The sequence below is a fragment of the Aquibacillus rhizosphaerae genome, from assembly GCF_030282825.1.
Lineage (GTDB): Bacteria > Bacillota > Bacilli > Bacillales > Amphibacillaceae > Aquibacillus_C > Aquibacillus_C rhizosphaerae.
The window spans coordinates 156,238-182,343 of sequence record NZ_JASTZU010000012.1; the positions used below are offsets into that span (position 1 = coordinate 156,238).

The 26,106-nt window shown below is 34.2% G+C and carries 21 protein-coding genes and 2 riboswitches; of the genes, 13 read left to right on the forward strand and 8 right to left on the reverse strand.

The genetic code is table 11. From position 1 onward, the window contains the following. Positions 1 to 242: 242 nt before the first annotated feature. From QQS35_RS02455 to QQS35_RS02465, 3 genes are all read left to right on the forward strand, one after another. Complete coding sequence (locus QQS35_RS02455; RefSeq protein ID WP_285930175.1) at positions 243 to 896, forward strand: TraR/DksA C4-type zinc finger protein; 654 nt, start codon at positions 243 to 245, stop codon at positions 894 to 896. Positions 897 to 1,044: 148 nt separating this feature from the next. Then, positions 1,045 to 1,149, forward strand: a riboswitch (purine riboswitch). A 150-nt stretch (positions 1,150 to 1,299) separates the two neighbouring features. Next, positions 1,300 to 1,377: riboswitch (ZMP/ZTP riboswitch) on the forward strand. Between the two features lie 128 nt (positions 1,378 to 1,505). Next, entirely contained in the window at positions 1,506 to 2,702 is a 1,197-nt protein-coding gene (locus tag QQS35_RS02460) for a phosphoglycerate dehydrogenase (RefSeq protein WP_285930176.1), read from the forward strand. A gap of 262 nt (positions 2,703 to 2,964) precedes the next feature. Beyond that, positions 2,965 to 4,740, forward strand: coding sequence for a glycerophosphodiester phosphodiesterase (locus QQS35_RS02465; RefSeq protein ID WP_285930177.1), 1,776 nt, complete (start codon positions 2,965 to 2,967; stop codon positions 4,738 to 4,740). Positions 4,741 to 4,843: 103 nt separating this feature from the next. Here QQS35_RS02465 and QQS35_RS02470 read toward each other — a convergent pair whose 3' ends face one another. Continuing rightward, complete coding sequence (locus tag QQS35_RS02470; protein ID WP_285930178.1) at positions 4,844 to 6,289, reverse strand: aldehyde dehydrogenase family protein; 1,446 nt, start codon at positions 6,287 to 6,289, stop codon at positions 4,844 to 4,846. 444 nt (positions 6,290 to 6,733) lie between these two features. Between QQS35_RS02470 and QQS35_RS02475 the strand changes: the two genes are divergently transcribed. The 7 genes from QQS35_RS02475 (at position 6,734) to QQS35_RS02505 (ending at position 15,793) form a co-directional block, all read left to right on the forward strand. Next, positions 6,734 to 8,512, forward strand: a complete 1,779-nt coding sequence (locus tag QQS35_RS02475; RefSeq protein WP_285930179.1) for a cache domain-containing sensor histidine kinase — start codon at positions 6,734 to 6,736, stop codon at positions 8,510 to 8,512. Continuing rightward, positions 8,487 to 10,040, forward strand: a complete 1,554-nt coding sequence (locus QQS35_RS02480; RefSeq protein ID WP_285930180.1) for a response regulator transcription factor — start codon at positions 8,487 to 8,489, stop codon at positions 10,038 to 10,040. The genes QQS35_RS02475 and QQS35_RS02480 overlap by 26 nt, the downstream gene beginning before the upstream one ends. A 122-nt stretch (positions 10,041 to 10,162) precedes the next feature. Beyond that, a complete protein-coding gene (locus tag QQS35_RS02485; RefSeq protein WP_285930181.1) occupies positions 10,163 to 11,497 on the forward strand; it encodes an ABC transporter substrate-binding protein in 1,335 nt (444 codons plus the stop codon). A gap of 89 nt (positions 11,498 to 11,586) precedes the next feature. After that, positions 11,587 to 12,483, forward strand: coding sequence for a carbohydrate ABC transporter permease (locus tag QQS35_RS02490; RefSeq protein ID WP_285930182.1), 897 nt, complete (start codon positions 11,587 to 11,589; stop codon positions 12,481 to 12,483). 3 nt (positions 12,484 to 12,486) lie between these two features. After that, complete coding sequence (locus QQS35_RS02495; protein ID WP_285930183.1) at positions 12,487 to 13,368, forward strand: carbohydrate ABC transporter permease; 882 nt, start codon at positions 12,487 to 12,489, stop codon at positions 13,366 to 13,368. A gap of 45 nt (positions 13,369 to 13,413) precedes the next feature. Further along, positions 13,414 to 14,037 (forward strand): YesL family protein, encoded by a 624-nt coding sequence (locus tag QQS35_RS02500; protein ID WP_285930184.1) that lies wholly within the window; start codon positions 13,414 to 13,416, stop codon positions 14,035 to 14,037. 538 nt (positions 14,038 to 14,575) lie between these two features. Next, on the forward strand, positions 14,576 to 15,793 hold the full coding sequence (locus tag QQS35_RS02505; RefSeq protein ID WP_285930185.1) for a coiled-coil domain-containing protein: 1,218 nt from the start codon (positions 14,576 to 14,578) through the stop codon (positions 15,791 to 15,793). Between the two features lie 209 nt (positions 15,794 to 16,002). Here QQS35_RS02505 and QQS35_RS02510 read toward each other — a convergent pair whose 3' ends face one another. Continuing rightward, positions 16,003 to 17,403, reverse strand: coding sequence for a Na+/H+ antiporter NhaC family protein (locus QQS35_RS02510; protein WP_285930186.1), 1,401 nt, complete (start codon positions 17,401 to 17,403; stop codon positions 16,003 to 16,005). A 240-nt stretch (positions 17,404 to 17,643) separates the two neighbouring features. Between QQS35_RS02510 and QQS35_RS02515 the strand changes: the two genes are divergently transcribed. Beyond that, entirely contained in the window at positions 17,644 to 18,816 is a 1,173-nt protein-coding gene (locus tag QQS35_RS02515) for a D-alanyl-D-alanine carboxypeptidase family protein (protein WP_285930187.1), read from the forward strand. 286 nt (positions 18,817 to 19,102) lie between these two features. Here QQS35_RS02515 and QQS35_RS02520 read toward each other — a convergent pair whose 3' ends face one another. Then, positions 19,103 to 19,369, reverse strand: a complete 267-nt coding sequence (locus QQS35_RS02520) for a hypothetical protein (protein WP_285930188.1) — start codon at positions 19,367 to 19,369, stop codon at positions 19,103 to 19,105. A 465-nt stretch (positions 19,370 to 19,834) separates the two neighbouring features. On the opposite strand from QQS35_RS02520, the gene QQS35_RS02525 reads away from it, so the two are divergent. Next, the gene (locus tag QQS35_RS02525; RefSeq protein WP_285930189.1) at positions 19,835 to 20,092 is read left to right on the forward strand and encodes a hypothetical protein; all 258 of its coding nucleotides are present in this window, start codon (positions 19,835 to 19,837) and stop codon (positions 20,090 to 20,092) included. A 28-nt stretch (positions 20,093 to 20,120) separates the two neighbouring features. Continuing rightward, complete coding sequence (locus QQS35_RS02530; RefSeq protein ID WP_285930190.1) at positions 20,121 to 20,381, forward strand: alpha/beta-type small acid-soluble spore protein; 261 nt, start codon at positions 20,121 to 20,123, stop codon at positions 20,379 to 20,381. A 61-nt stretch (positions 20,382 to 20,442) separates the two neighbouring features. Here the strand turns inward: QQS35_RS02530 and QQS35_RS02535 are convergent, their stop codons facing one another. The 5 genes from QQS35_RS02535 to QQS35_RS02555 form a co-directional block, all read right to left on the reverse strand. Continuing rightward, on the reverse strand, positions 20,443 to 20,871 hold the full coding sequence (locus QQS35_RS02535) for a BrxA/BrxB family bacilliredoxin (protein ID WP_285930191.1): 429 nt from the start codon (positions 20,869 to 20,871) through the stop codon (positions 20,443 to 20,445). Positions 20,872 to 20,888: 17 nt separating this feature from the next. Beyond that, positions 20,889 to 22,043, reverse strand: a complete 1,155-nt coding sequence (locus QQS35_RS02540) for a conserved virulence factor C family protein (RefSeq protein ID WP_285930192.1) — start codon at positions 22,041 to 22,043, stop codon at positions 20,889 to 20,891. Positions 22,044 to 22,209: 166 nt separating this feature from the next. After that, positions 22,210 to 23,949, reverse strand: coding sequence for an aminodeoxychorismate synthase component I (gene pabB, locus QQS35_RS02545; protein WP_285930193.1), 1,740 nt, complete (start codon positions 23,947 to 23,949; stop codon positions 22,210 to 22,212). Further along, the gene (locus tag QQS35_RS02550; protein ID WP_285930194.1) at positions 23,924 to 24,544 is read right to left on the reverse strand and encodes an anthranilate synthase component II; all 621 of its coding nucleotides are present in this window, start codon (positions 24,542 to 24,544) and stop codon (positions 23,924 to 23,926) included. The genes pabB and QQS35_RS02550 overlap by 26 nt, the downstream gene beginning before the upstream one ends. A 156-nt stretch (positions 24,545 to 24,700) precedes the next feature. Then, positions 24,701 to 26,071 carry a methyl-accepting chemotaxis protein gene (locus QQS35_RS02555; protein WP_285930195.1) on the reverse strand — a complete coding sequence of 457 codons (1,371 nt, stop codon included), beginning with the start codon at positions 26,069 to 26,071 and terminating at the stop codon, positions 24,701 to 24,703. Positions 26,072 to 26,106 lie beyond the last annotated feature (35 nt).

The window sequence follows — 26,106 nt, forward strand, 5'->3', positions numbered from 1 at the left end:
GCCATAAAACTAGAATAAGTATAAGATAGAAAATATTTAGTGAAAAATAGTATTTAACAGGGAGGAGACTTATTGTCTGCTCCTTATTTTTTATCCTAGAATCATGTAAAGTAATGATTTGGTTTACATATTATTCTGCTATCTATTACGTTTACTATCATGACATTTCGGAAATAAGTACAATATACACTTGTTAAATAGAGTGCAGGTTTTATAAAAAGTTAGTCGCTAGGAGGCTTTATATGGTTGCTACAAAAGTTATCAACGAAGCTAAACAAATATTAATACAACAAAATCAAAATATGTTGGAACATTTAAAAGTAAATCATGATGAATCAAATAAAGAGGCAACAGGAGATTTATCTAATTATGATAATCATCCTGGTGATCAAGGAACAGAGCTATATGATCAAGAAAAAGATATCGCCTTGAATGAGCATGCAAAACAAAAAATGAAAGAAACAAATCAAGCGTTACATGCAATAGAGAATAACACATATGGAATATGCGAAGTATGTGGAAAAGAAATTCAGGAAGAAAGGTTATTGGCAGTTCCAACCACTTTTAGATGTCAGCAACACGCTGAGGGTGGTTTACGCGAAGATAGACCAGTGGAAGAGGAAATTATAGAACCTGATATTATTGAAAGAGACGATAAAGCAGAAGCAACCGAATCAACAGGGTTTGATGGAAAGGACGCTTGGCAAGCTGTTGAATCATATGGTTCATCGGAGACGCCATCTGACTTTTACGAAGAACAAGATAGTTATGATGATATGTATATAGATTCAGATGAACTTGTAGGTAGTTCTGAAGAGATTGAAGAAGTAGCAAAGACAGCCATGGACGGAAAAAGCCAAGTGAATCGTAACAAAACAGAAGAAGATAAAGAATAGACAAGGACATCGATTTGTCCTTGTCTTTATAGTTTTCATAAGTTTTTTTATTGAATAACAATAGAACACGAACAATATAATTAATTATACGAAAAACATACATATTTTTATTGATTATACTTTGTAAGTTTGCTATATTAGCTATGTAATCATTTTAAATATCATTACTCGTATATTCTCGGTAATATGGTCTGAGCGTTTCTACCTAGTTCCCATTTGTAAGAACTAGACTACGAGTTAAAGTATTGGTTGTTAGCTTAAAATAAGTTGCTTCCATATAATAACTATTGGCATCATTTATGCTGAATTTTATTTGCTTTAACGTGCGTAGGTCTAGAAAGTAGAAATATTCTACAGCTTCTGGACCTTTTTCTAATCATAGAACTTTTTAAATTAAAGAGACAAGACTATGTGTGACTGGCGAACGCGGATAACCGCGAGGGAGCATATAGTGTCATAGCCGTTCGCCTGGGCAGAGGTAAGGGGATTTCCCCTTACCTCTTTCTGTATATTTAAGGGGGAATTGTTACTACGCTCTTTTTTATATCATAGTGGTGAAAATTAATAAATGGAAATTGGAACAGTTTTGACTTAAAAGGAGGAAATGAAATGAACACAATCATGTTAGAAAAAATGAACACAATAAAAACGTTAAATGTTATATCTGAAGGCGGGTTAAATGTATTCAAGAATAACTATAAACTTGATGATGACCATGAGAATCCTGATGCTATTCTACTTCGCAGTTTTAATATGCATTCGATGGAATTCGGTAACAAGCTAAAAGCAATTGCACGAGCGGGAGCAGGTGTCAATAATATTCCAGTTGATAAGTGTACAGATGAAGGAATTGTCGTTTTCAATACTCCTGGTGCTAATGCTAATGCGGTAAAGGAACTTGTGCTCACTACATTAATGGCATCATCCCGAAACCTATTTGATGGTGTGGCTTGGACTAAAACGTTAACAGGTGAAAGCGATCAAGTTTCCAAGCTTGTAGAAGCAGGAAAGAAACAATTTGTTGGGAAAGAAATTAGAGGTAAAACACTAGGAGTCATAGGCTTAGGAGCGATCGGTGCGCTTGTAGCTAATGATGCACTCGACTTAGGTATGGAAGTAATCGGGTTTGACCCTTTCATCTCTGTTGATACAGCTTGGAACTTATCAAGCCATGTCCAGCGCGCAATGACTATTGAAGAGTTGTTTGCTAACTCCGATTTTATCACTGTACATGTTCCATTTACTGATACGACAGGAGGAATGTTTAACCAAGCAACATTTAGCCTGATGAAACCAGGAGTTCATATACTGAATTTTTCTCGTGGTGAGCTGGTTAATGAGAAAGATATGGGTCCGGCACTTGAAAGTGGTATTGTTGGCAAATATATTACGGACTTCCCTAATGAAAATGTATTAAAGATGGACAATGTAATTCCGATTCCTCACCTTGGTGCTTCAACAAAGGAATCAGAGGAAAATTGCGCGATGATGGCGGCTCGTCAAGTGAAAGATTTTCTTGAAACAGGGAATATAAAAAACTCAGTTAATTATCCAAACGCTTCTCTTCCTTATACAGGAAAGCGACGGGTAGCTGCTTTTCACAAAAATGTTCCGAATATGGTTGGACAAATTACAACTGCTTTATCAAGTTTTAATTTGAACATTGCTGATATGGTTAACAGAAGTAGAGAGGGATACGCCTATACAATGGTTGATATCGAAAATGATGTGAACGGAGATATTATTCCAAGTTTAGAAGAAAAAATCAATCAAATTGAAGGTATTGTTACGACACGTATTATTTAAACTTCTGAGTTACGCAGATGAAAGGTGAGTCATTTTTAATTACCAATATAATTTTAAGCCCTAAACACAGTATGATACTTGTAGTTTAGGGCTTTATTATGCGTTTATATTTGGGAAAAGCAACCTGTCTTTATGTCTTACTTTACTAATTCTAAAATTTGCTTTAAAATTCAACTTTATATCCTTTTATAACTAAGTTGGAGCGGTGTAGCTTTCTAACTTGAGGGATTATTTCATTATTCTATTACATCAGGGTGATTACATGTTAACCGTATTAAAAAATGGTTTGCAAGATTTCAAAGTATCTTATAAAAAATATCTATCATTTGAATTAATATTTCTACTTCTTACGAGCTTTATTTTCGTTCCAGTAATTTCATTCATATTTAACAGAATGTTGAAGGTGATGGGAAATGGTGCATTGTTAAATGCTGAAGTGTACAAAATTGCTTCGAGCTATACGGGCGTAGTCGGTATGCTTATCATCAGCTTTTTTGCAGTTATCATTTTATTTTTGGAGTTTGGAATTCTGATTATTATTGCACAAAAAAGGTATTTCAATAAAAATATTCTTATATCTGAAGCGTTTGTTACAGCTTTAAGAAATCTACCCAAATTACTTGGGTTTGGGGTATTTCAATTCATTATTTTATTGTTTTTACTTACTCCTTTTATCAATATACCGGTACTTCCAGCATTGTTAGACTTTAACATGCCTATATTTTTAACTAGTCAGTTCTATGAATCATATTTAGTAATAATTATCTATGTAACGGTCTTTTTGTTGGTGATGTATCTTTCTTTACGTTGCATATTTATGTTTCATTATATATTCATTGAAGGAAAAACAATTTGGGAAGCGATGAAAGCAAGCTTTAAAATAACAAAATATAATAAATTGAGAATATTAGTTAGTCTGTTTTTGCTAAATATTGTGTTTTTTTTATTTGGATTTTTGTTTGTAACTTTCATTTCTAATTTAGTCAGTCTAATTGAAACAAAAATAATTGGTGATATTGTTGAGAATTATTTACTAACTTTTTCAAGTTACATGACGATTACTTTTTCGCTTCTGTTAATTCCAATTAATATTATAATAATAACAAGATTATTTTATCAATATAAGTTGAATCAGAGTGATGAAATACAAGATCAGTTACATTTAAATACGAATAAAAGTTTGGCAAGGGTAGAGAACTATTTGATACATTTTTTCACGAAGAGAAAGTACACATTGTTATTCGTCATCATGGTGTTTCTAACAGGATCGGTGGTAATTAATTATTCTGTCCATGATAATATTGTTTATTTAAAATGGGATGTATCGGTAGCAAGTCACCGAGGGGATTTAATGAATGCACCGGAAAATTCGATGAGTAGTATCAGTTCAGCCATTGACAAAGGTGTCGATGCTGTTGAAATTGATGTGCAGATGACCAAAGACGGGGTTGTGGTTCTAAACCATGATACAAATCTTCAAAGAATTGCTGGTCTTCCATCTAAAATAAGTAATATGACTTTTGAAGAAGTCTCAAAAATAGATATCGGGCAGCTATATGCTGAAGAATTTAAAGGTGAAAGAATTCCAACATTAAATGCGGTGTTGGAAGAGGTGAAACAGGAAGATGTTAAGCTTATCATAGATACAAAACCTGTTGATACAAAAGAAGGGTTCGTTGAGAAAGTAGTTCAAGCGATTGAGTTTTATGATATGGAGGGTACTACCTATATTCAATCATTTGATTATGATATATTAAGAGAAGTACGTATGTTGAATAGTAACATTAAAATCGGTCAAATTATTTACTTATCAGCTGGTAACCTATCCAGTTTGGATGTGGATTTTTACACTATTCGCCAAAGTATGTTGACTGAACGGTTTATTGATAATGCAAGAGAACAAAATCGTGAAGTATGGGTGTGGACGGTTAATACAGAGAGAAATATGAATCAAGTACTGAAATACGATATAGACGGCATCATAACAGATTATCCAGAAAAAGCGCAGAATGTTATTGGGATTGATTTTGCACAGTAGTTAACTTTCGTGTCGTTATCAAATAAATAGTTAATCTAAAAGAGGGATGCAATTTGCATCCCTCTTTGATTGGACAAAACTCATGTTATCTTGATATAGATCCTTAAAAATTTCTGTAGTCTGCTTGAACACTTATCCACTTTTCTGTCGTGAATTTATCTAAAGCCCAGCTGCCGCCAAATCTTCCTAGACCAGAATGTTTTTCTCCACCAAAGGCAACATGAGGCTCATCGTTTACGGATTGATCATTGACATGAATCATGCCAGTATTAATCTGTTTTGCGACTTCTAGACCACGCCAGCGATCTTTTGTGAATACTGATCCGCTTAAGCCATAAGGTGTATCGTTTGCTACTTTGATAGCACCTTGCTCATTTTTTACTTTAATAATAACGGCGACAGGACCAAATATTTCATTTTTAGCCATTGTCATGTCATTGGTTACATCAGTTAAAACAATTGGATCGATAAGATTTCCATTCACTTCACCAGAAGTTACCACCTTAGCACCTTCTTGTTTAGTCTTTGCAACATCCTCTAATATACGTTCAACCTGACTGTTATTAATTAATGGTCCAACAAATGTATTAGGATCGTTAGGATCTCCCACTTTAAGTTTTTTCACTTGTTCTGTGAATTTTTCAACAAATTGATCGTGCACTTTCTCATCAACAATAATTCGATTAATCGCCATACAAATTTCGCCTTGGTGTAAGAACTTACCGAAGATGGCGGCTTGTACAGCTTCGTCTATGTTAGCATCTTCTAGTACCATCATCGCATTATTACCACCTAGTTCAAGAGCGGTATCCTTTAAATCTTTCCCTGCTAATTGTGCCAAGTGACTCCCAACTTCAGTTGACCCTGTGAAGGAGATGGTTGTTGGTATAGGGTGAGTGATAATAGAATCACCGATTTCAGAGCCTCTTCCTACTAATACATTAATGACACCTTTAGGGAAGCCTGCTTCTTCAAATAAGGATGCAATTAATGCCCCTGAGGTAACAGGTGTATCAGAAGCAGGTTTAATCACAACTGTATTTCCAGTTGCAACTGCAGGAGCTACAGAACGCATGGTTAAATACAGTGGAAAATTCCAAGGTCCGATGACACCAATAACTCCCTTTGGATTACGATATACGAAATTCTCTTTTCCAGGTGTATTAGAAGGTAAAATCGTACCAGTCATACGAGTCGGAAAAGAATGCGCTTCTTTTATTACCTCAAAACAAATGTTGAACTCGATTGTTGCTTTTGTTCTTGTGCTTCCAGATTCAGCTACTAACCAATCAATGATTTCTTCTTTTCTTTTCTTAAAAACATTGATTAAATTTAAAAAGTACTCTTGTTTCTCTGCTGGCGAACTCTGTTCCCACTTTTCTTGAGCATTGCTTGCAGCTTGATAAGCTTTATTTACATCCGCTTCATTTGCTGAAGGAATACTTGTAATTTCTTTTTGAGTGTAAGGATTTAAATCATGCACAACGGAATTACTTGATCCGTTTATCCATTCACCATTTATATATTGCTTTGTGAATTGTTGTTCCAACTTAATTCCCTCCATTTAATTAGTTTCTATATGACTATTCCACGGGAGTTACTAGACCTAAACATTAGGATTGTATTAAATCTAATCTAAAAATTGGGATCATTGGTAAACAAAGTGTACAGACAGTTTAATAATTGAATTGATTATCTTATTGACCTAGTACCTTAATGACATTGACTGGATTAATCTATGGCTATATAATTATGTTACTTATTATGTAAGCGTTAACAATACATTGAAGAAAACGGAATTGCTATATGCATCGTACTAATCCTCATGAAACCCGCATACGAATTGAACAATCGGTATCCTAAAACAATCACTTTATTTATCAACCGAGACAATTTCATAATTACCTTATTCAGTCATCTACGACAAAATTGGTATTATGAAATTTGTTAAACGATTCATTTAAATTACTTTAAGACAATAGGGGGGAATCTATTGTTAAGGAAAATAAAGATATTTTATTCAAATTTAAGAATAAAATACAAAATGGTTTTGCTAACTACCTTTGTATTAATAGGATTCAGTGTTGGCGGACTCTCTATCCTTCAATATGGTTTTAATACGTATAACGAAGAAATTTATCGTCAATCTGCCCAATCACTTCGAGTCTCTTCCAACGCTGTTGAAACTGAATTAAAAAAAATGGAACGATTATCTTATGAAATCTCAACAGATCTTTATGTGCAACATTATTTATCACAAATAAAAAGTAGTGAGACAGAATATGATCGTTTTATTATCGGTAACGAATTAAGGAAAAGATTATTAGAAATTGGGGCACTAAACAAATATGTGAACTCATTACAAGTTTATGATTTACTAGGGAATGAATACGCAACAGGGAATCATATGCATTTAATAGAAGATAAAAAATTGAAAGAAATAAAGAAGAAGTCATCCGAACAACATGGTGGACTCGAATGGATTTTTCCGGATGACACAGATACGTCATTAATAGCTGCAAGAGAAGTAAGACTGTACCCGAAATTCACTTTGGAGCCAATAGGAATGATAGTGGTAAGAGTGAACCTAGAGAAAATGATAGCGGATGTTTCGTCAAATTTAAACAATAAAGGTACAAAACTTGTTATCGTTAACAAAGAAAATCAACAAATATATCCAAATGAAAAAGTGTTATCGAATAGTTATAGTCGTGAAACTACTAAAGGAGATAAGGGGTACAATTTAATAGAAGATAACGACGAACAATATTTTGTTACATATATCCCAACAGAACATACAGAGTGGACCTATATGATTGTAACTCCTTATGGAAGTCTTTTCGAAGCTATTTCATCTGTTAGACGAGCAATTCTGACAGTCTATATTTCCTTATCATTCATTATGATATTTTTGGGAATGCGATTTATCGGTGGGATTACTGGACCGATTGAAAGTCTGAATAAAAAAATGAAAAAGGTTCAAACCGGTGATTTTAATGGGTTTAACAATGATAATGAGCGGTTACCAATGGATGAGTCTGGTCAAATGCACGATAATTTTAAGACAATGATGGATCACATTAATTATCTCATTGCTGAAAATTATAAAAAACAACTGGTTATAAAAGATGCCGAATTCAAAACACTACAAGCACAAGTGAACCCACACTTTCTATATAATACATTAGAATCTATTAATTGGGCAGCAAAAGTGGACGGTCACAAACAGATATCGAGAATGGCAGAGTCGCTAGGCTACATTTTACGATCTTCTATTAACATGAAGGAATCACTGATTACACTGCAGGAAGAGCTAGAGATAGTTGAAAATTACATTACTATTCAAGGGTATAGGTTTGAAGAAAGATTAGTGTATCGTACGGATATTCCAGAGCATATTCTTACTAATAAATTCCCTAAATTTATATTACAACCATTAGTGGAAAATGCTATACGCTACGGTTTACAGCAAATAATTGGCACTTGTACAATTACTATTTATGGAAGAATAGTAGACAATAAAATTATGATTACTGTTGAGGACAATGGCCCTGGTATGAATAAAAACTATATAAAGAAGATATATACAGGAGATTACAAACCAAAGGGAACTGGTATTGGCCTGAAAAATATTGAAGAGAGAATTAAGATATTATTTGGAGAACCATACGGTATAAAAGTTGAAAGCAAGGAATTGCAAGGAACAAAAGTTCACATTATATTGCCTTACGAAGGAGTGAATGACCATGTACAAAGTATTGTTGGTAGATGATGAAAGAACGATACTAGAAGGGATATCGGCAATTGTTGATTGGGAAAGCCAAGGGGTTGTTCTTTCAGGTACTGCCAGAAATGGTATTGAGGCTTTAGAATTTATTTCAAAAAACAGACCAGATATTGTTATTAGTGACATTACAATGCCTGGACTAGACGGAATTCAATTAGTAGAAAAAAGTAAAGAAGATTTTCCAGAAATAAAATGGATATTTTTATCTGGTTTTAGTGAATTTGAATATGCAAGGAAGGCTATGCGTTTTGGTGTAAAGCATTACTTATTAAAGCCATGCAATGAAAATGCAATTTGTCAGGCTTTAGGTGAAGTAGTTCGTGAAATCGAACAACATGAAATGCAAAATCATTATCTAGAAGATATCGAAAGCAAGGTTAATCGTTTACAGGTTGAGGAGAAAGAACAGTTATTAAAAAAATTAATAACAGATGGAGAAGCGAGCACTAATAAAATGGATAATTTTATAGAGTTGTTAGGAATGTCAACAAAAAATAAACAGATTAGGATGGTATTGTTTTATTTTGAGGGGGCGTTCCACTATTCCGAAGTGCAGGTTTTAAAAGATTTATTACAAAAAGTACTTGGCGATAATAGTTATCTTGCGGATGCAATAGTAGGTGACTACTTTATTGTATTACTCAATAATATCTATGATCAAAATAATTTAATAGATTATATGGATGAAGTGAAAGCAATGTATCAACAACAGCACGATAAAGGTGTCACTATTGTTATTAGTGAAGATAAAGATATCAAGCAATTGAAGTTAGTTTACAACTATTTGCTTGGTAAATTAGAAAATCGGTTTTACCTTGGTAAAAGAAGTCTCATCACACCATTTAATCATATAGAGTACAGTACTGATGACAGTGAACTATACCAGTATGATGAAGAAAAGTTAACCTATTTATTAAAAGCGGGTAATGATGAAGAGGTAAAACTAGAACTAATAGACATATTTGCAAATATAGAATCACTCAAAGTTAAGCCAATCTTAGCAAAATCTTATTTAACCCATCTGTATTTATATTTAGCGAAGAAGACATTACATTCTGTTGATAAAGCACGCTTTAAAGAGATTTCCAAGATTGATCAAATGGATACATTGCAAGAATTCCGTGCGTATTTTGAATCATTATGTTTTACAATAAGTGATTTAAATAAAGTCAACCTTCATAAATACTCTAGTGTTGTTGTTAAAATGATTGAGGTAGTGAAAGAACATATGGAAGAGCCGATTTTATCTTTACAATGGGTTGCCAATGAAAAATTATTTATGAATCCGGATTATCTTGGCAAAATGTTTAAAAAAGAAGTGGGGCAACGCTTTTCTTCGTATGTTACTAAAGTTCGGATTGAAAAAGCAGTAGAAATCATTGAACAAGAAGAAGATATAAAGGTATTTGAGTTAGCAGAACGACTTGGATTCGGTAGCAATCCGCAGTATTTCAGCCAAATATTCAAAAGAATTACTGGATGCACGCCGTCAGATATTATTAAATCCAGTTGAAATGATAACAATCCTCTTTTATTTAAACAATCGCAACTGTTTTTTCTATAATGGGACTGTACAACTATCTGTTATGATTTAGTTGTAATCGCTTACACGCGAATTAAAGGGGAGGGGAAAAGATGAAAAAGGTTTTATTTTTAATTTTAGGTCTTTCAATGGTTTTTTGGTTAGCTGCATGTAGCGACGAGGGTACTTCAGGAGAATCAGATGAAAATACAGAAGGAAACGATACAGAACAAGCAACTGATGATAATGAGGAAGAAGCTAATGAAGATGAGCAAGTTACGATTAGAATTGCTTGGTGGGGGTCTCAACCAAGACACGATTACACGCTTGAAGTAATTGAGATGTATGAAGAACAAAATCCTAATGTGAATATTGAACCAGAATATGCTAGTTGGGATGATTACTGGCAGAAGCTAGCTCCACAAGCAGCAGCAAATGAACTGCCAGACATCGTTCAAATGGATTTATCTTATTTATCACAATACGCTCAGAATAATCAGTTAGCAGACTTGAATCCATTTTTTGGAAATGGTATTGATACAAGTAATATAGGAGATTCAATTTTATCTGGTGGTAAAGTTGGTGATGGAATATATGGATTTAACCTAGGGGTAAACGCGGTAGGTTTCCACTACAACCCTACTTTATTAGAAGAAGTTGGTATTGATTCTATTCCTGAAGGGTGGACATGGGATGATTATCAAGAAATGACACAGAAAGCAGTTGATGCTGGTTATTATTTTGATACAGGTATGACTGCAGATGTGTTCTTTAATTACTATTTACGTACGCAAGGTAAACGACTATATGCAGAAGATGGTAGCGGTTTAGGTTATGATGATGATCAATTATTTGTTGACTTCTTCTCGATTCAAGCTGAGCAAGTGGAGAAAGAAGCAACACCAACTCCAGATTTCCTTGCGCAATTAGCTGGTCCAGAAGACGACCCAGTTGTAAAAGGAGAAGCTATAGGAATGTTCCAATGGTCTAACCAGTTTGTGGGTTTAGAGGAAATTTCAGGATTGGAATTTGACATGGCACCAATGCCAGGGCCAAATGTTTCAGATGGATTATTTTTAAAACCAAGTATGTTCTTCTCTATATCTGAGAATTCAGATCAAAAAGATGCAGCAGCTGAGTTCATTAGCTTCTTTGTAAATGATATAGAGGCAAATAAATTAATCCTAGGTGATCGTGGTGTACCAGGATCTTCTGAAGTGAAGGAAGTCTTAAAAGCCGAAGTCTCAGCATCTCAAGCGGAAGTATTTGAGTATATTGAATGGGCTGAAGAGAATAGTTCTGATATGGGAGCGCCTGACCCTGCCGGAGCTGGCGAAATTATTGAACTTATCGTCGGTTTAGCTGAACAAATTAACTATGGAGAAGTTAGTCTAGAGGATGCAGCAGCAAACTTTAGACAACAAGCTGAGAGTATTTTAGGAAACTAATTATTGCAGTTCGATAGCTGATCTAATTTGATCAGCTATCGTTATATAAACTCAATACACTTGTACTTCTGTAGAAAGGAGCTGAGAAGGTGAATACCCAATTACGTCGGAATCTCTGGGGTTATTTCTTTATAGGGCCGTTTATTCTTGGATTTCTAGCTTTCACAATAATTCCAATATTATCTTCTCTATATTTTTCATTTACATCCTATGATTTATTTTCATCACCTCGATGGATAGGGATTGAAAACTATACAAAGATGTTTACTGATGATCCACGTTATCTTCATTCACTAAGAATAACTTTTATTTATGTATTTGGTGGTGTACCGTTACGTTTGGCATTTGCACTACTGGTTGCAATGTTATTAAATACTGCATCTAGAGCAGTTGGATTATATCGGACAATGTATTATTTGCCATCACTAATTGGTGGAAGTGTAGCAGTTGCGATTATGTGGCGGAATATTTTTGGCGATGAAGGGATTGTAAATTTAGCATTAGCTGGAATTGGGTTAGAGACGGTTCGGTGGTTTGGTGATCCAACAGCTGCTCTTTGGATGCTGATTTGCCTATCGATATGGCAATTTGGTTCATCAATGTTAATTTTCTTAGCAGGTTTAAAATCAATACCACAAAGTTATTACGAAGCAGCAAGTGTGGATGGTGGAAACTTTATTCAAAAGTTCTTTAAAATTACAATTCCAATGTTAAGTCCAGTTATTTTATTTAATGCAATTATGCAGACAATAGCTGCATTTATGACTTTTGTCCCTGCCTTTATTATTTCAAAAGGAACAGGCGGTCCATTAGATGGAACACTATTATATTCCTTATACCTATTTAAACAAGGGTTCGAATTTTTTAACATGGGATATGCATCCGCTATGGCATGGGTCATGTTGATTATTATAGCGATTTTAACGTCAATAATTTTTATATCTTCACGTTTTTGGGTTCATTATGAGTCGGAAGGGGGCAGGTAAATCATGCGTGCGAGTCTTGAAAAAAATTATCAGTACCAACGAAGTCGTTCACGGATCAAACCGAAGAAGATTATATACCATCTTCTAGTAGGTGGATTTGCAATACTGCTACTTTATCCAGTCCTATGGCTCTTAATGAGTTCGTTTAAAGTAAGTGAACAAATATTTATTACTGCAGATTCATTAATACCAAGTCCATTTGTTTTAGGGAATTATGCTCAGGGTTGGGAAGGATTTGGAGAGTACTCCTTTGGTGTTTTTATTAAAAACACAGTTGTCTTTGTCATTTTTGTATTAATAGGTCATTTAATTTCTTGTTCTTTAATTGCATTTGGTTTTGCCAGGTTGAAGTTTGCAGGCAGAGGTTTTTGGTTTGCGATTATGATTATGACACTAATGCTTCCCTATGAGGTTGTTATGATACCGCAATATATAATCTTTGCAAAATTAGGATGGTTAAATTCTTTAGCACCTCTGGTTGTACCTGCTTTTTTTGGACATCCGTTTTTCATATTTTTGTTAGTACAATTTATTCGAACGATACCAAGGGATTTAGATGAAGCGGCAAGGATTGATGGTTGTAATACCTTTGGAATATACTATAGAATTATTTTACCGCTTATCACACCAGCATTAGCAACAACGGCTATTTTCACCTTTTACTGGACATGGGATAATTTACTCGGACCAGTGCTTTATTTAAATAGCCCTGATAAATATACAGTTTCGATGGCACTTAATATGTTTTTAAGTAATGAGACAGTTTCAAATTGGGGTGCTATGTTTGCCATGTCGATTGTTTCATTGGTACCTGTATTCATAATATTCTTTATCTTTCAACGTTATGTTGTTGAAGGTATTAGTACAAGTGGAATAAAGGGCTAATCGCAACTTCACTTTGTTTATTCGCCTTGAAGGGGGAAGTAACTGATGGCTGCCATAAATAAAGCTCTAGAATGGATTACAAGGTTAGCGTATTTGAACATGCTTTGTATTGGTTTTACGATAGTAGGAGCTGTGATATTCGGCCTGTTTCCATCTGTTGTAGCTACATTTGCCGTAACACGAAAATGGGTATTGGGTGAAACAGATGTTCCAGTATTTAAAACGTTTTGGAAATCCTACAAAAGTGAATTTGTAAAAAGCAATATACTTGGTTTTATCCTTTCATTAGTTGGCTATGTGTTGTATTTAGATTTTGTATTTGTTAATGCTATTGGCAACAATCTAGGTTTAATACTAACAATACCATTTCTAATTATTTCAATCATTTATATACTAACAATGTTTTACGTTTTTCCAGTTTATGTTCATTATGATATGAAGTTGACTCAAGTGGTGAAAAATTCCTTTTTTATTATGTTTATGAATCCATTAACAACCATAATTATGTTATTTGGTTTCTCAGGCATCACTTATATGTTATGGAACTTTCAAGGATTAATGATATTCTTCAGTATTAGTGTCCTTGCGACAGTAATCATGATGTCTGCATATCGTGCATTTGATAAAGTTAACAAGAAGCAAAAGTTATTACTGCAAAACAGTAACTAAAAATGAATAGATTAAAAAAGTTGAAAGAACTTTCTTTCAACTTTTTTGTTGCCTAGGAAACTTTATAATTTGCAAAATGTGGCTAACATGTAAAAACAGAGGAGTCCAGCTCCAGCGCTAACCAACTCGAGGTCTTAAGATGGATCTTCTGTCTTGCGAAGAACAATACGCCAAGGCTTGTCTTTATTGCCTTAAGTTGAGTCAAGGCGCCCTAAGCTTTCCTTGTGTGGTTTATTTTTTATTTGATGATTTTGATAGGAAAGAAGTGCACTAGTAAACCTACTAAATGGCATCATTCTACTGACAAATCTTAGATAAGGTTATATTTTATTCTCTTCGATAAACTACTATATGTTTCCATCATACTAAAGTAACAATCGATATTGAAATAGAATTGTAACATTAGTATTACATTCCTGACATTTGAAAGTGTTATACTGTCTATGGAACTAGTTGAAAGCCTTTTCTATAAAACTATATTTTTAATTCATAGATATACATATTAATTGTATTATTAGAACGAAAGTAGGGGAATCGAGTGCCAAAAAAAAATAATTTAGTAGTAAACACAACATTCGCAATAGGTCTTATAAGTATGTTGTTCGCGAACAATGTGGAAGCTGAAACATCTACTCAAATCCAAGAACAGCGTTCACAAATTCAAACAGATATTAAAAAGTCAGAAGAAGAAATTGCAGCAACCCGAGAAGAACTAATCCAACTAAATGAACAAATTAAGCGGGTTGATGAAGCAATTAAAGACAATCAACAATTGATAGATGACACAGAACAAGATATTACTTCTGCAAATGAAGAAGTTGATCAATTAAATGGTGAAATTGTTTCCATTGAAGAAGATATAGAAAAACGGTATGAAATATTAAAAGAAAGAGCAGTTGCTCTTCAACAAAAAGGTGGGGCAGTAAGTTATTTAGAGGTGGTTTTAGGTTCAGAGAGTTTTACTGACTTTATAGACCGTGTATCCTTAGTAACAAGAATAGCTGAAGCGGACACTGAACTTATGGAACAACAAAAGACTGATAAATTTGTATTAGAACAAAAACAAGAAACTGTTGAAAATACATTAAAAGATTTAACAACAATGAAAACTGAATTAGAAGGCATGCAAGCTAACATATTAGTCCAAAAAGAACAAAATGATCAGTTAAAAGCAGAGTTGAAAGAAAAAGAAAAAAATAATTTAGATATTAAAGCAGAATTAGAATTACGAGATTCCAGCCTTGCTTTGGAGCAAGCAGAATTGGAACGGGAAAAGGAAAGAAGTAATTCAGATTCTAACTATAATTTGCTTGCTTCAGAACAAGATAATTCAGGTGGAAGTACTAACACAGTTTCCATACCTGATGGAAATGTAAATGATGTAGTTACGGTCGGTAATAAGTACATTAATAATTCAGTGTATGTTTTCGGTGGAGGAAGAAGTTCCTACGATATTGCAAATGGAAGATTTGATTGTTCTGGGTTTGTTAGCTGGGCATTTTCACAAGTTGGTGTTAGTGTGGGTTCTAGTACGAGTTCTTTGAGCGGTCAAGGGCAAAAGGTTTCAGTTAGTGAAATGAAACCAGGTGATTTAGTTTTCTTTAACACGTATAAGACTAATGGTCATGTAGGTATATATGTAGGTGGAAACAAATTTATCGGTTCTCAGAGTTCAACTGGCGTTGCTATTGCAGACATGGGTAGTGGTTATTGGAACGACAAATTTAGTGGTCATGTAAGACGAGTAATGAATTAATATATAATATGAAAGACTGTCATTATTATACATAATAATGACAGTCTTTTTTTATAGCATATGAAATTAGCCATGTCATAGCGCTTATTGGACTTCTTCAACTTAGACTTAATTATATAATATAAGATATTGTAATCGAAAGTTACCCTACTAATAAGAAGTAACGAAATTTAAATATTGAATAAGATGTTTTGAAATTAAATCTATCTCTAAAAGATAAAGGTAACGCCAGTATATAGTACAGTAGTAATAGCCGCCGCAATCAATGCTGGTTTTAATTTGTACCTTGCATAATCCATAACAGTTAAATCAAGGATTTTTGCTAATGTATTGGTGTCATCGCTTAGAGGGGAAGCAAAAGCACCAAATGACCCACTTGCAAATACTGCTCCTATAATTAGAGGAAGAGAAACATCTGCTGCCACAGACAGTGACACACCTAGAGGCATTAAAATTCCCCAAGTTCCCCAAGCTGATCCTATAAAATAAGAGATTGTTGCACCAAATAAAAACATTAGTGGTGCGACAAACATTTTTGGTATCCAATCTGTATGAGCGGTAATAAATTCTGAGAACCCCAAGTCGCTCGTAACGGATGATAAGCCCCAAACGATTGATAATAAAACAATTACTGACATTAAATCATTTCCACCCATAATAAAACTATTTATTAAATTGCTTAATTTAAATCGCTGCACAGAATATAAAATGATGGATAAGAAAACGGTAATCAACAATGAAATTACCATTGCTTCTAAAACATCCGCTTGTATAAAGGCTTCAAAAAATGGATATCCTTCCGTTTGTCCATCCCACCAAGTAAGAAACAAGGTAAGGAAAATCACTAATAATATAGGAATTATTAAATTCCACGGTTTATTTGGTAAATCTTTATGAACAGCTGGATGGCAGTCGTGCCAGTCATCCTCTTTTTCCTCATCCATCTCTGTAGGTGCGTCGGAATGGGATGGATGAAAAAAGCTTAAGTAAACACCTAGAAGTATAATTACGATAGCAAAGAAGTTAAAGGGGATACTCTGAATAAAAAGAGAGTAAGGCTCTATATTGCTACCGATTGTGTCGGTGGAGATTTGAATAACAGATACCATATAGCCTACAAACGCAGTAGCAACTGGTATTAAAACAATGATTGGTGTTGCTGTTGTTTCAATCACAAATCCTAGTTCTTTTGTAGACATTTTTACCTTCTTTAACAATGCTTTCATAATGGGAGCAATCGTTACAAAACGAAAAGTAGGTGCACTGAATGTTCCAATTGTCGAGATGTAAGTAAGCATTAGAGCTTGCTTTTTTGTGGCAATTTTTTCTGCGGATTTTTCAACAAATCCTTTAATACCACCAGTCATTTTAATCATGCCTATTAATCCTGAAAATACATAAAGAAATACAATTATTTTTATATTATTTTCATCAATAAGTGCTTGTACTACATAGGTAAGCATCTCTTGCATCCCACCTATAATAGACGGTGAAATTAAATATGACCCAACTAAAAGTCCGAGAATCAACCCTGGTAGTACTTGTTTTGTGATCATAGCAATAGGAATAACGATTAAAAAAGGAATAATTGATGTCCAGTTTGCATCCATATAAATTCGCACCTTTCCATATACGTACTTTTATAGAATGCTTATATTTTTGTGTATTATGTATTCTTCAAAAAAGCATTCAGACAAAATATGATTATATGCATTAAACAAAGGTGCTTACACATAATATAAAACTACTATTTTCGTCAAATTACTACATTAAGTGTGTACATTTATTTATTATAATGGTAAATTAAAATAAGTTTTCTACATACTATAGGACTTTGGGTGGGAATCAACTTGAGAAAGTTATTAACAATACTACTTATACTTATGAACATCACTTTAACACTTGGTATTACGGTGCAAGCAGAAACAGAAGAAATCACTCCTGACAATCTTATTAGTGAAGCTGTCATTTTAATGGATGCTAATTCAGGACAAATTCTTTATGAGAAAAATGCGAGGGTGCCATTGTACCCAGCCAGCTTAACAAAAATAGCCACAGCTATTTATGCAATTGAAAATGGCGATATGGATGATATTGTAACCATTAGTGAGAATGCATGGGAAACGGAAGGAACAAGGGTTTATCTAGAAGTGGAAGAAAAAGTTTCATTAAAAAAGCTTATTCAAGGTCTGCTTATTAACTCTGGCAATGATGCGGGTGTTGCTATAGCCGAACACTTAGATGGGAGTATTGAACAATTTGCCGAAAGTATTAATACGTATTTAAAAGATGAGATAGGAGTTCAAGATTCTCATTTTGTAAATCCGCATGGTCTGTTTGATCCTAATCATCAAACAACAGCAGCAGACTTGGCTAAAATGACGAAGTATGCTATGAAAAATGAAAAATTTAGAGAGATTATTGGTACAAAACAGCTAGAATGGAATGGAGAATCATGGGCTACAACTTTATTTCATCATCATAAGCTAATGAGAGAAAATCCTTATGAGGGTGTAACTGGTGGGAAAACCGGTTTTGTGGACGAGTCAGGTCATACATTAATGACAACAGCTGAAAGGGAAAACATAAGTTTAATTGTTATAACATTACAAAATCCACTAATTATGGATGGGTATAACGATACGATACAGTTACTTGATTATGGATTTGAAAATTTTGAAACAAATCATATCGAAAAAGGAACAGAATATGAGGATGAAAATGGTAAAGTATATCAGGTTTCTAAGAATTTGTATTTCACACGAGAAAAGAATGAAAGTGTCTCGACAGAAGTGAATGGAGACGGTGAATTATCGATTTTTCAGAATAATTCATTGTTAAATATAACATTTCAGCTAAACAAAGAAGATCAAGAAAAAAAGCAGCAATCTAAAGAAGAAGTAATAAATGATGAGGTATCAAAAGCATCTGCAACTGGGTTTAATATGTATCTAATTTTGCCAATCCTTTTAGTAGGGTTAATGCTATTTCTTATTATAAAAAGAAAATTAAAATATAGATGAAAAAGAACTCATTATTACATTAAGTAGTTCGATACTGTGGAGAAAATGAGAAAAATAGTGTAATTATTACGCTAAAAATCACTACAATTAGCACTGCAAATAACAGTAAAATAGAACCCAAAAAACGCTTGAACATTTTAATGTCCAAGTGTTTGTTTTTTTTATATTGTCTTGTTCAACTAACATTCCCGTTAGTTTAGTGTTTTACATTATAAAATAAATTCAACTCTTGCACCCTTCGTTTAAGAATCTCATTGCACAAACTTTTATCTTTAGGCGATAGCATTTAGTTTTTTAGTGAAACTTTTTTTAATTTTTTTTGGCACTTTTCTTGATAATAATCCCTATCAAGTTTTTCACTTTTGAATTTCCCAATAACTTGACGGACATCTTTATTGTGAATGATTAGTTCCCTATGTTTTTCTTCATTAAGGTAGTTTCTGAACCATTGATGTTTTTTTAGTTCTTTTATATTTCTACCTATATCTGATTCGTTGACCTTTCGAAAAGGTGAATTAACAAAAATACTTAACAAATCGAGTATAATTCCCAATACTTTGCCTCCTAAATGAATTATCTATAACAAATACGGTAACTTTGATAAAAAGTTTCATCACTTCTTTATCACACAATTCTGCTTTGATCGTATAAGTGCAATTTATCACGATCTATATAATTAATATTAACATAAAATTTCCATTTATCTTCATAAAAATGGCTTACTTAGGTTAGCGAGTTATCTTTTGAACACTATAACTATCTTTCCAAATTTACATACCAAATAACAACCCAAATAGAACCATAATTAGCATACTTGATATAACAACATGTAATAGAGACCGAATTACTATGTGATTTGATCTCTTATTTGGTATGTGGTTTTTTTCTACACCGAAACGGAACTACTTAATATTACATTAGGGTTCTTTTTTTTACTCAAATTCATCAAAATGTCCATATTTAAATAAATAATAGGCACTGAGCCATGGAATACTAATAAAAAAGGAGCAATCTAATTATGTTTGAGGGTAACATTTTCAGTGGGGAAAGTGATTTGCTACAGCATGAATTTTATTTAACGAAGGTAAAGCATTTAAATACTCAATCCAACATTTCAAAACAGCAATTAGAAAAACTTCATTCTTATTTGTCCCATTATAGTGAGAAGAATGAATCCTGTACCCTAACTATTAACGATCAAATACCATTATTATTAAATTCGAATGAAGTTCATCAATTAATTGTTGATTTGCAGAAAATACAAGAAATTATTTAGTAGAAACTGTTAAAAAGAGGTGAAATTAATGTCCAGAAATAATAAAATAATAGTTCCAGAAGCTAGAAAGGGATTAGATGAATTAAAAGCAAAAGTCTCTAATGTAGGTGATAGTAATAACGCTAAGTATGAAGTTGCAAAAGAACAAAGGATAGATTTCAACAAAGGATATAATGGAAATATAAGAGCAAAAGATGCTGGGAAAATCGGTGGTGAAATTGGGGGGAGTATGGTTAAAGAAATGATAAAAATGGCAAAAGCAAATTTAATTAATAATAAAGATTTATGATTTTAGACTATAAAAAAATAAACGGTTTAGATGTTTGACATCTAAACCGCACTTAAGGTTATTAACAATACTTATTATAGGATTGGATAAGATTATTTACTATTTCTTCAACTTCAAAGTCCTCAATTTCTTCACGTGGAATAAAATGAAGTACTTTTCCATCTTTCATTAACGCCATTGATGGTGAAGAAGGTTGTATTCCTTCAAAATAATCCCTCATTCTTGACGTTGCTTCACGATCTTGTCCTGCGAAGACAGTAACTAATTTTTCAGGTCTCTTTTCTTGTTCCAAAGAAAGCTTGGCAGCAGGTCTTGCTAGACCTGCTGCACATCCGCATACAGAGTTTATAACAACTAAAGATGTTCCCTTCATAGATGTAACAAATTCATCAACTTGTTCAGGTGTAGTAAGTTCTGAAAATCCAGCCTCAGTTAATTCATTACGCATTGGTTGTGCAATTTCTTTCATATACTGATCATATGGGTTCATTATAAATCCTCCTAGTATTACTTGCTCTTTTTCTTTGTTGCTTGGGTCATTTGATGCCAAACTGACCCTTTTGCAGCTTCTCCACCCTCAATTCGTTCTAGTGCCATGTTGACTTGCATACGGACTTCGAATTCTGGATCATTTGCTGCAGATGTTAATGCTTCAATCGCTGTTCGGTCGCCAATTTCGTATAAAAACATGGCTGCGCGCCAACGAACCAAACGATTGGGGTCCTTCAAAGATACAATCATTTCTGGCATTGCTTCTTTAAAACCTAAATCAGATAAGCAATCACCTGCAGTTCTTCTAACCGTTACAGCATTGTCTTTTAGTGCTTTGTATAGGTATGGAAGAACCTCGGGCTCCTCAATCATTCCTAAATAAGCAGTTGCGAGTCTTCGTATCGATGCTTTTTCATCGTTTAAAGCTTTTGCTAAGAATGGTAGCTTCTCATAGGAAGGCTCCATATGATCTAGCGCAGCATATCTTACCTTCCAATCCTCGTGATCGAGTACGGAAAGAGGGGTTTGCTCTTCAGGAGCAGCCTTTTCGATTGCTGATTCGCTATTGTTATCTAAAGCTATTTTTACTAGTTGGTTTAGACGGTCTTGATCATAACTGGCAGATAGTTCATCTACTATATCATTCCCAATCTCTTCTAAAGCACCGTACCTTGGACGCTGTTCTACCCATTTTCTTTCCATGACGAAATTGGGAGAAGCAGCAGATGCCTCCATGGTAGCATTCATGAATATTTTCGGTAAACCAAATCGCTTTTCTTCGTTACCATCATCAAGCTTTACTTGCATCGGAATATTCCTAAACATCTGTATGAGAACTTTTACCTCACCGAAAGCCTCATCAGAAGGTTGTACCATCTTTACGTTAGTGATTTCATGGAGATTAGCTTCTTCCGAACCAAGAGTTCGCCGTACTTCCGGAAGAATAACTTCCCAGGCCACTTTAGGATGACGTTCTAAAGCAATAAAGTCTACTACTTGGTATATTCCCTTTACACCTTCAATCTCGAATAAAGACTGTATATATGTTGGTGCACTTGATAAATCATCACCTTGTTTGTAGTTCATTGTTTGGTTATCAGGTAATGTTTCGTTTAGATTGATTTTCATGGAATGAGGACTAGGTGTTGGCTCAATGGATATAATCTTCAATAGTGGTCCCCCCTTATTAGTTATGCTTAGAGTTGATTTTAACAAATATAATGGACATATTCCATTTTGTTGAATTTTGTAAAGGCAATAAAATATCTTCTGACAAACAAATGGTGGCTCAACGAAAAGAGGGGCCGCATATTGAAAACGATACGCCAGGCCACCCCTAGTCTTTAAGCGGAATATTTATTTCTACCCAACCACGAACACTGTTAATAAACCAAATTCGGTCGTAAGTCATTAATTCCTCTTTCTTAACTACCTTTTCCTTAATAACGCGGTTGTCCAATAAATACTGTCTATATGTCCCTGCGAGTAAACCACAATCGATAGGTGGAGTGAAAAATTCTCCATTTAATTCTACAACGAGATTTCCAATGGTAAACTCGGTTATTTCCCTTTTTTTATTCCATAATAATGTAGAAAAAAATCGATCATCCTTATGTTGATCATACATATCGCGATAGGTGGTTTTGTGAAAAAGAAACGGGTTTTGATCGTCAATTGGCTCGTGAGCAAGTGAACAGTTTACAGGGTGGACCAATGCCTTTACGGGGTGAGCTTCTATTATGATTTCCCCATTCTTTCCAACAAGTAGCCTAGCTTTGTACGTTCCTTTTGGATACTGATGTGGAAGCTTATCTAGTTTTTGTTCAACATCTTTCACGATTAATGAAAAACCAAAGTACTGAGCTGACGCTTTCAGACGCTTCATGTGATAATCACGTAGTGGATAATCTCCGTTTTCAAGTAGCAACGATTCTAGTAATTGAAACTTTTTTCGTTTTTCTGTAAGTAAACGAGCCTTTGTTAACAGCTCTTCATATTCCCCTATTACAGTAGAATCCCAAGTCACCCCACCACCAGCACCATAGATAGCTTTTCGTGCTGATTTGTCTATCGTAACGGTTCGAATTGGTACGTTGAATATCGCTTCTCGTTCTGGAGTAATAAACCCGATGGCGCCACAATAAACCTCTCTTGGTGTTTGCTCAAGTTCAGCAATATATTCCATTGTTTTAATTTTTGGAGCACCAGTAATCGATCCGCAAGGAAACAATGCTTTAAACCAATCTAAAATCGTCGTATTATCCTGGAGCGCAGCAGTAATCGTAGAAGTCATTTGATGAACAGTTGGGTAAGACTCAATTTCAAACAATCTCGGAACAGTGACAGTTCCGGGTTTTGCTATTCTTCCAATATCATTTCTTAAAAGATCAACAATCATTAGATTTTCTGATTGGTCTTTTTCAGAGTAACGTAGTTGATCTTTATATACTTGGTCTTCTTCTAGAAACCGCCCGCGTTTTGCAGTTCCCTTCATTGGTTTCGTGGTTATACCGTTATTCTTAACGTGAAAGAATAATTCTGGTGATGCAGACAAGATACGATAGTTGCCGATGTTTATATATGCATTATACGAAGACTGTTGATTTCTTGTTAGTTGTCGATAAAAAGAAAAATCATCTCCGTAAAATTCAGCTTCTAATCGAGCGGTGTAATTTACCTGATATGTATTACCAGCTTCGATGGCGCCTTTAATTTTATTGATCCCTGCTTGGTATTCCTCAAAACTTGAAGTTAAATGCCAGTTGGATACATGATAATCAATTTCTCTCTTCATTTCATCAAATCTGGATGGCTTTTCGAATACACCGAACCATAGGAGTGGAAGATTACTATTAGGATGCGTGCTATAGTGATGATCGAATGCTGGTGCTGCTTCGTAGGATACAAAGCCTGCAACATAATAACCATCATTTATTGCTTGTTCCATGCTAGAAAACACCGACTTTACTTCATCAAGTTGGTGGGCTTTATATACTTGGATAGGTTTCGTGAACAAATAGGGAGTGTTCTCACCAGAGCTATTCAAAAATTCATAAAGAAGATAGGGTTGCTCCATGTTTTTCACCTCGATTATGTTTCCATTTGATTGCTAGCTCGTAACTGTTCTGTATCATTTTAAAACCATTTTCAGTCAAAATGGACTCTGGATGAAATTGGATGGCTTCTGTGGGAAATCGTACGTGACGAACACCCATTATGGCTCCGTCTACAGCAGTTGCGTTTACTTGTATTTGTTCTGGAATGTGTTTAGGTGAAGCAACTAATGAATGATAACGGGTGATTTTAGATGGACTAGGTAACTCTTTGAAGATACCTTGTTGATCATGGTTCATCAGTGTTACTTTTCCATGCATAGGTCTTTTTCCCTTTTCTACCTTACCACCAAAATAGTGCACGATGACTTGGAATCCAAGACAGACACCCAAAATGGCTGTGTCTCTGTAAAAATAATCGACAACGTCAGGGCAAATGCCCGATTCAGTTGGATCTCCAGGGCCTGGTGATAAAACAATTAAATCAGGGTCTAGTTCTTGTATTTGTTCAACAGATGTTTCATCATTACGAAATACTAATACATCTGTAGTTATTTGTTTAAAGTACTGCACTAAGTTATAAGTAAAGGAATCGTAATTATCAATAATAACAATCATTTTTTTCACCCTTCTATGTTAAACTCATAAATTCCATTATAACCTGAATGGTTTTGGAAAGCATCTAGTTAGTTTGTTGGGATTATTATTATAAACGTTACAAAGGGATATAAACAAAAAATACCATCCAAGTAAATGGACGGTATGGCAAGATTTTTATCCTTTGTTAATAGCCAAGTCAACTCCAATCATTCCAACAATTTCTTCATCCTTATAAACGGGATAAGAAAGGGAGATACAGATATTTTTCGTGAGAGCAGAAATATATACGTCTGACATGTATGCTTTTCCTTTCATTGCTTCCATAAACCATGGACGAGCTTTTGCATTTACGAGTCCTGCAGGTGGATTAGAGTAAACAAATGTACCATCCTTACGATTTGACCAGACTGCTTCCATATCGGTATGTCGTTCAAAAAACGCATGGAGAAGAGATGCGTGATGTTCTTGGTTTAATTGATATAAAGGTTCCTTAGCCAATAATGTTGTAATTTCTTCAGATATCGCTTGTACAACTGTTTCATCCACTTGAATTTCGGCAATATTTTCATCACTTTTAATAATTTCTTGTAGTGCATTCGATGTGCTTGTCAATGATTCGCTAATGGATAGTACTTCTTCACTGCTCTTAAACTGTTCGTCCATATCTAATGTAACACTGTACACATGATCTTTATTTTTTATAGACATATTGGATATTTCTTCTAACAGTGCTGCGATCTCTTGCACACTGCCTGTTTGTTCCCCAACAGCTTGAGTTGAGTTTGACACCATGGATGTAATGGTTTCAAGATTAGATTTGAAGGAGTTAAGAAGTTTGATAACATCTTTTAATTGATTGGAACCATCTTCTACTTGCACAGTCTCGTCATTCACCATGTTAGTCGTACGTGAAATTTCATCTTGGATCAACTGTAAGTTACTTCTTGTCTGTGTTACTGCTTCAGATGTTTGGTTTGCGAGATTCCCTACTTCATTTGCAACAACTGCAAAACCTTTTCCTTCTTCTCCAGACCTCGCAGCCTCTATGGTAGCATTTAATGCTAGAATACTAGTTCGTTGGGATATCGCACCAATTGTATCAATTACTTTATTTATTTCTTGGGAGTGCGTTTCTAGTTGATTCATTTGTGTAATAAGTGTGTAGTGGCTTTTTAAAAGTGAATCCATTTTGTCGTGAAGCATGTCTAAGGAGCCTAAGGAGTTCATTAATTCTTGGTAAGAGGTTTGACTATTTTCATGTATCTCTTCAGAAACGGTGGAAATCTTAACAGCTGATGATTCAATTTCACTCATCTTTTCAGACACTTGTATGGTATAGTCCATTGTTTTCTCACTATGGTTCTTTAAGTCTACTGTTCTATCTTTACTGGAAGTAGAAGTATGATTAAGTGAAACAGCAGCCAACTTCATTTGTTCCACAATCCCTTTTAATTGATCAGCAGCTACTTGTAATTGACCATTAATATTAGAGTTGTTATTAAGTTCGATTTCTTTTACGTTTCTTTTTGTCTTTAGTAAAAACATGTATAATCCACCTCGTATGTAAAGTTAGTTAACAT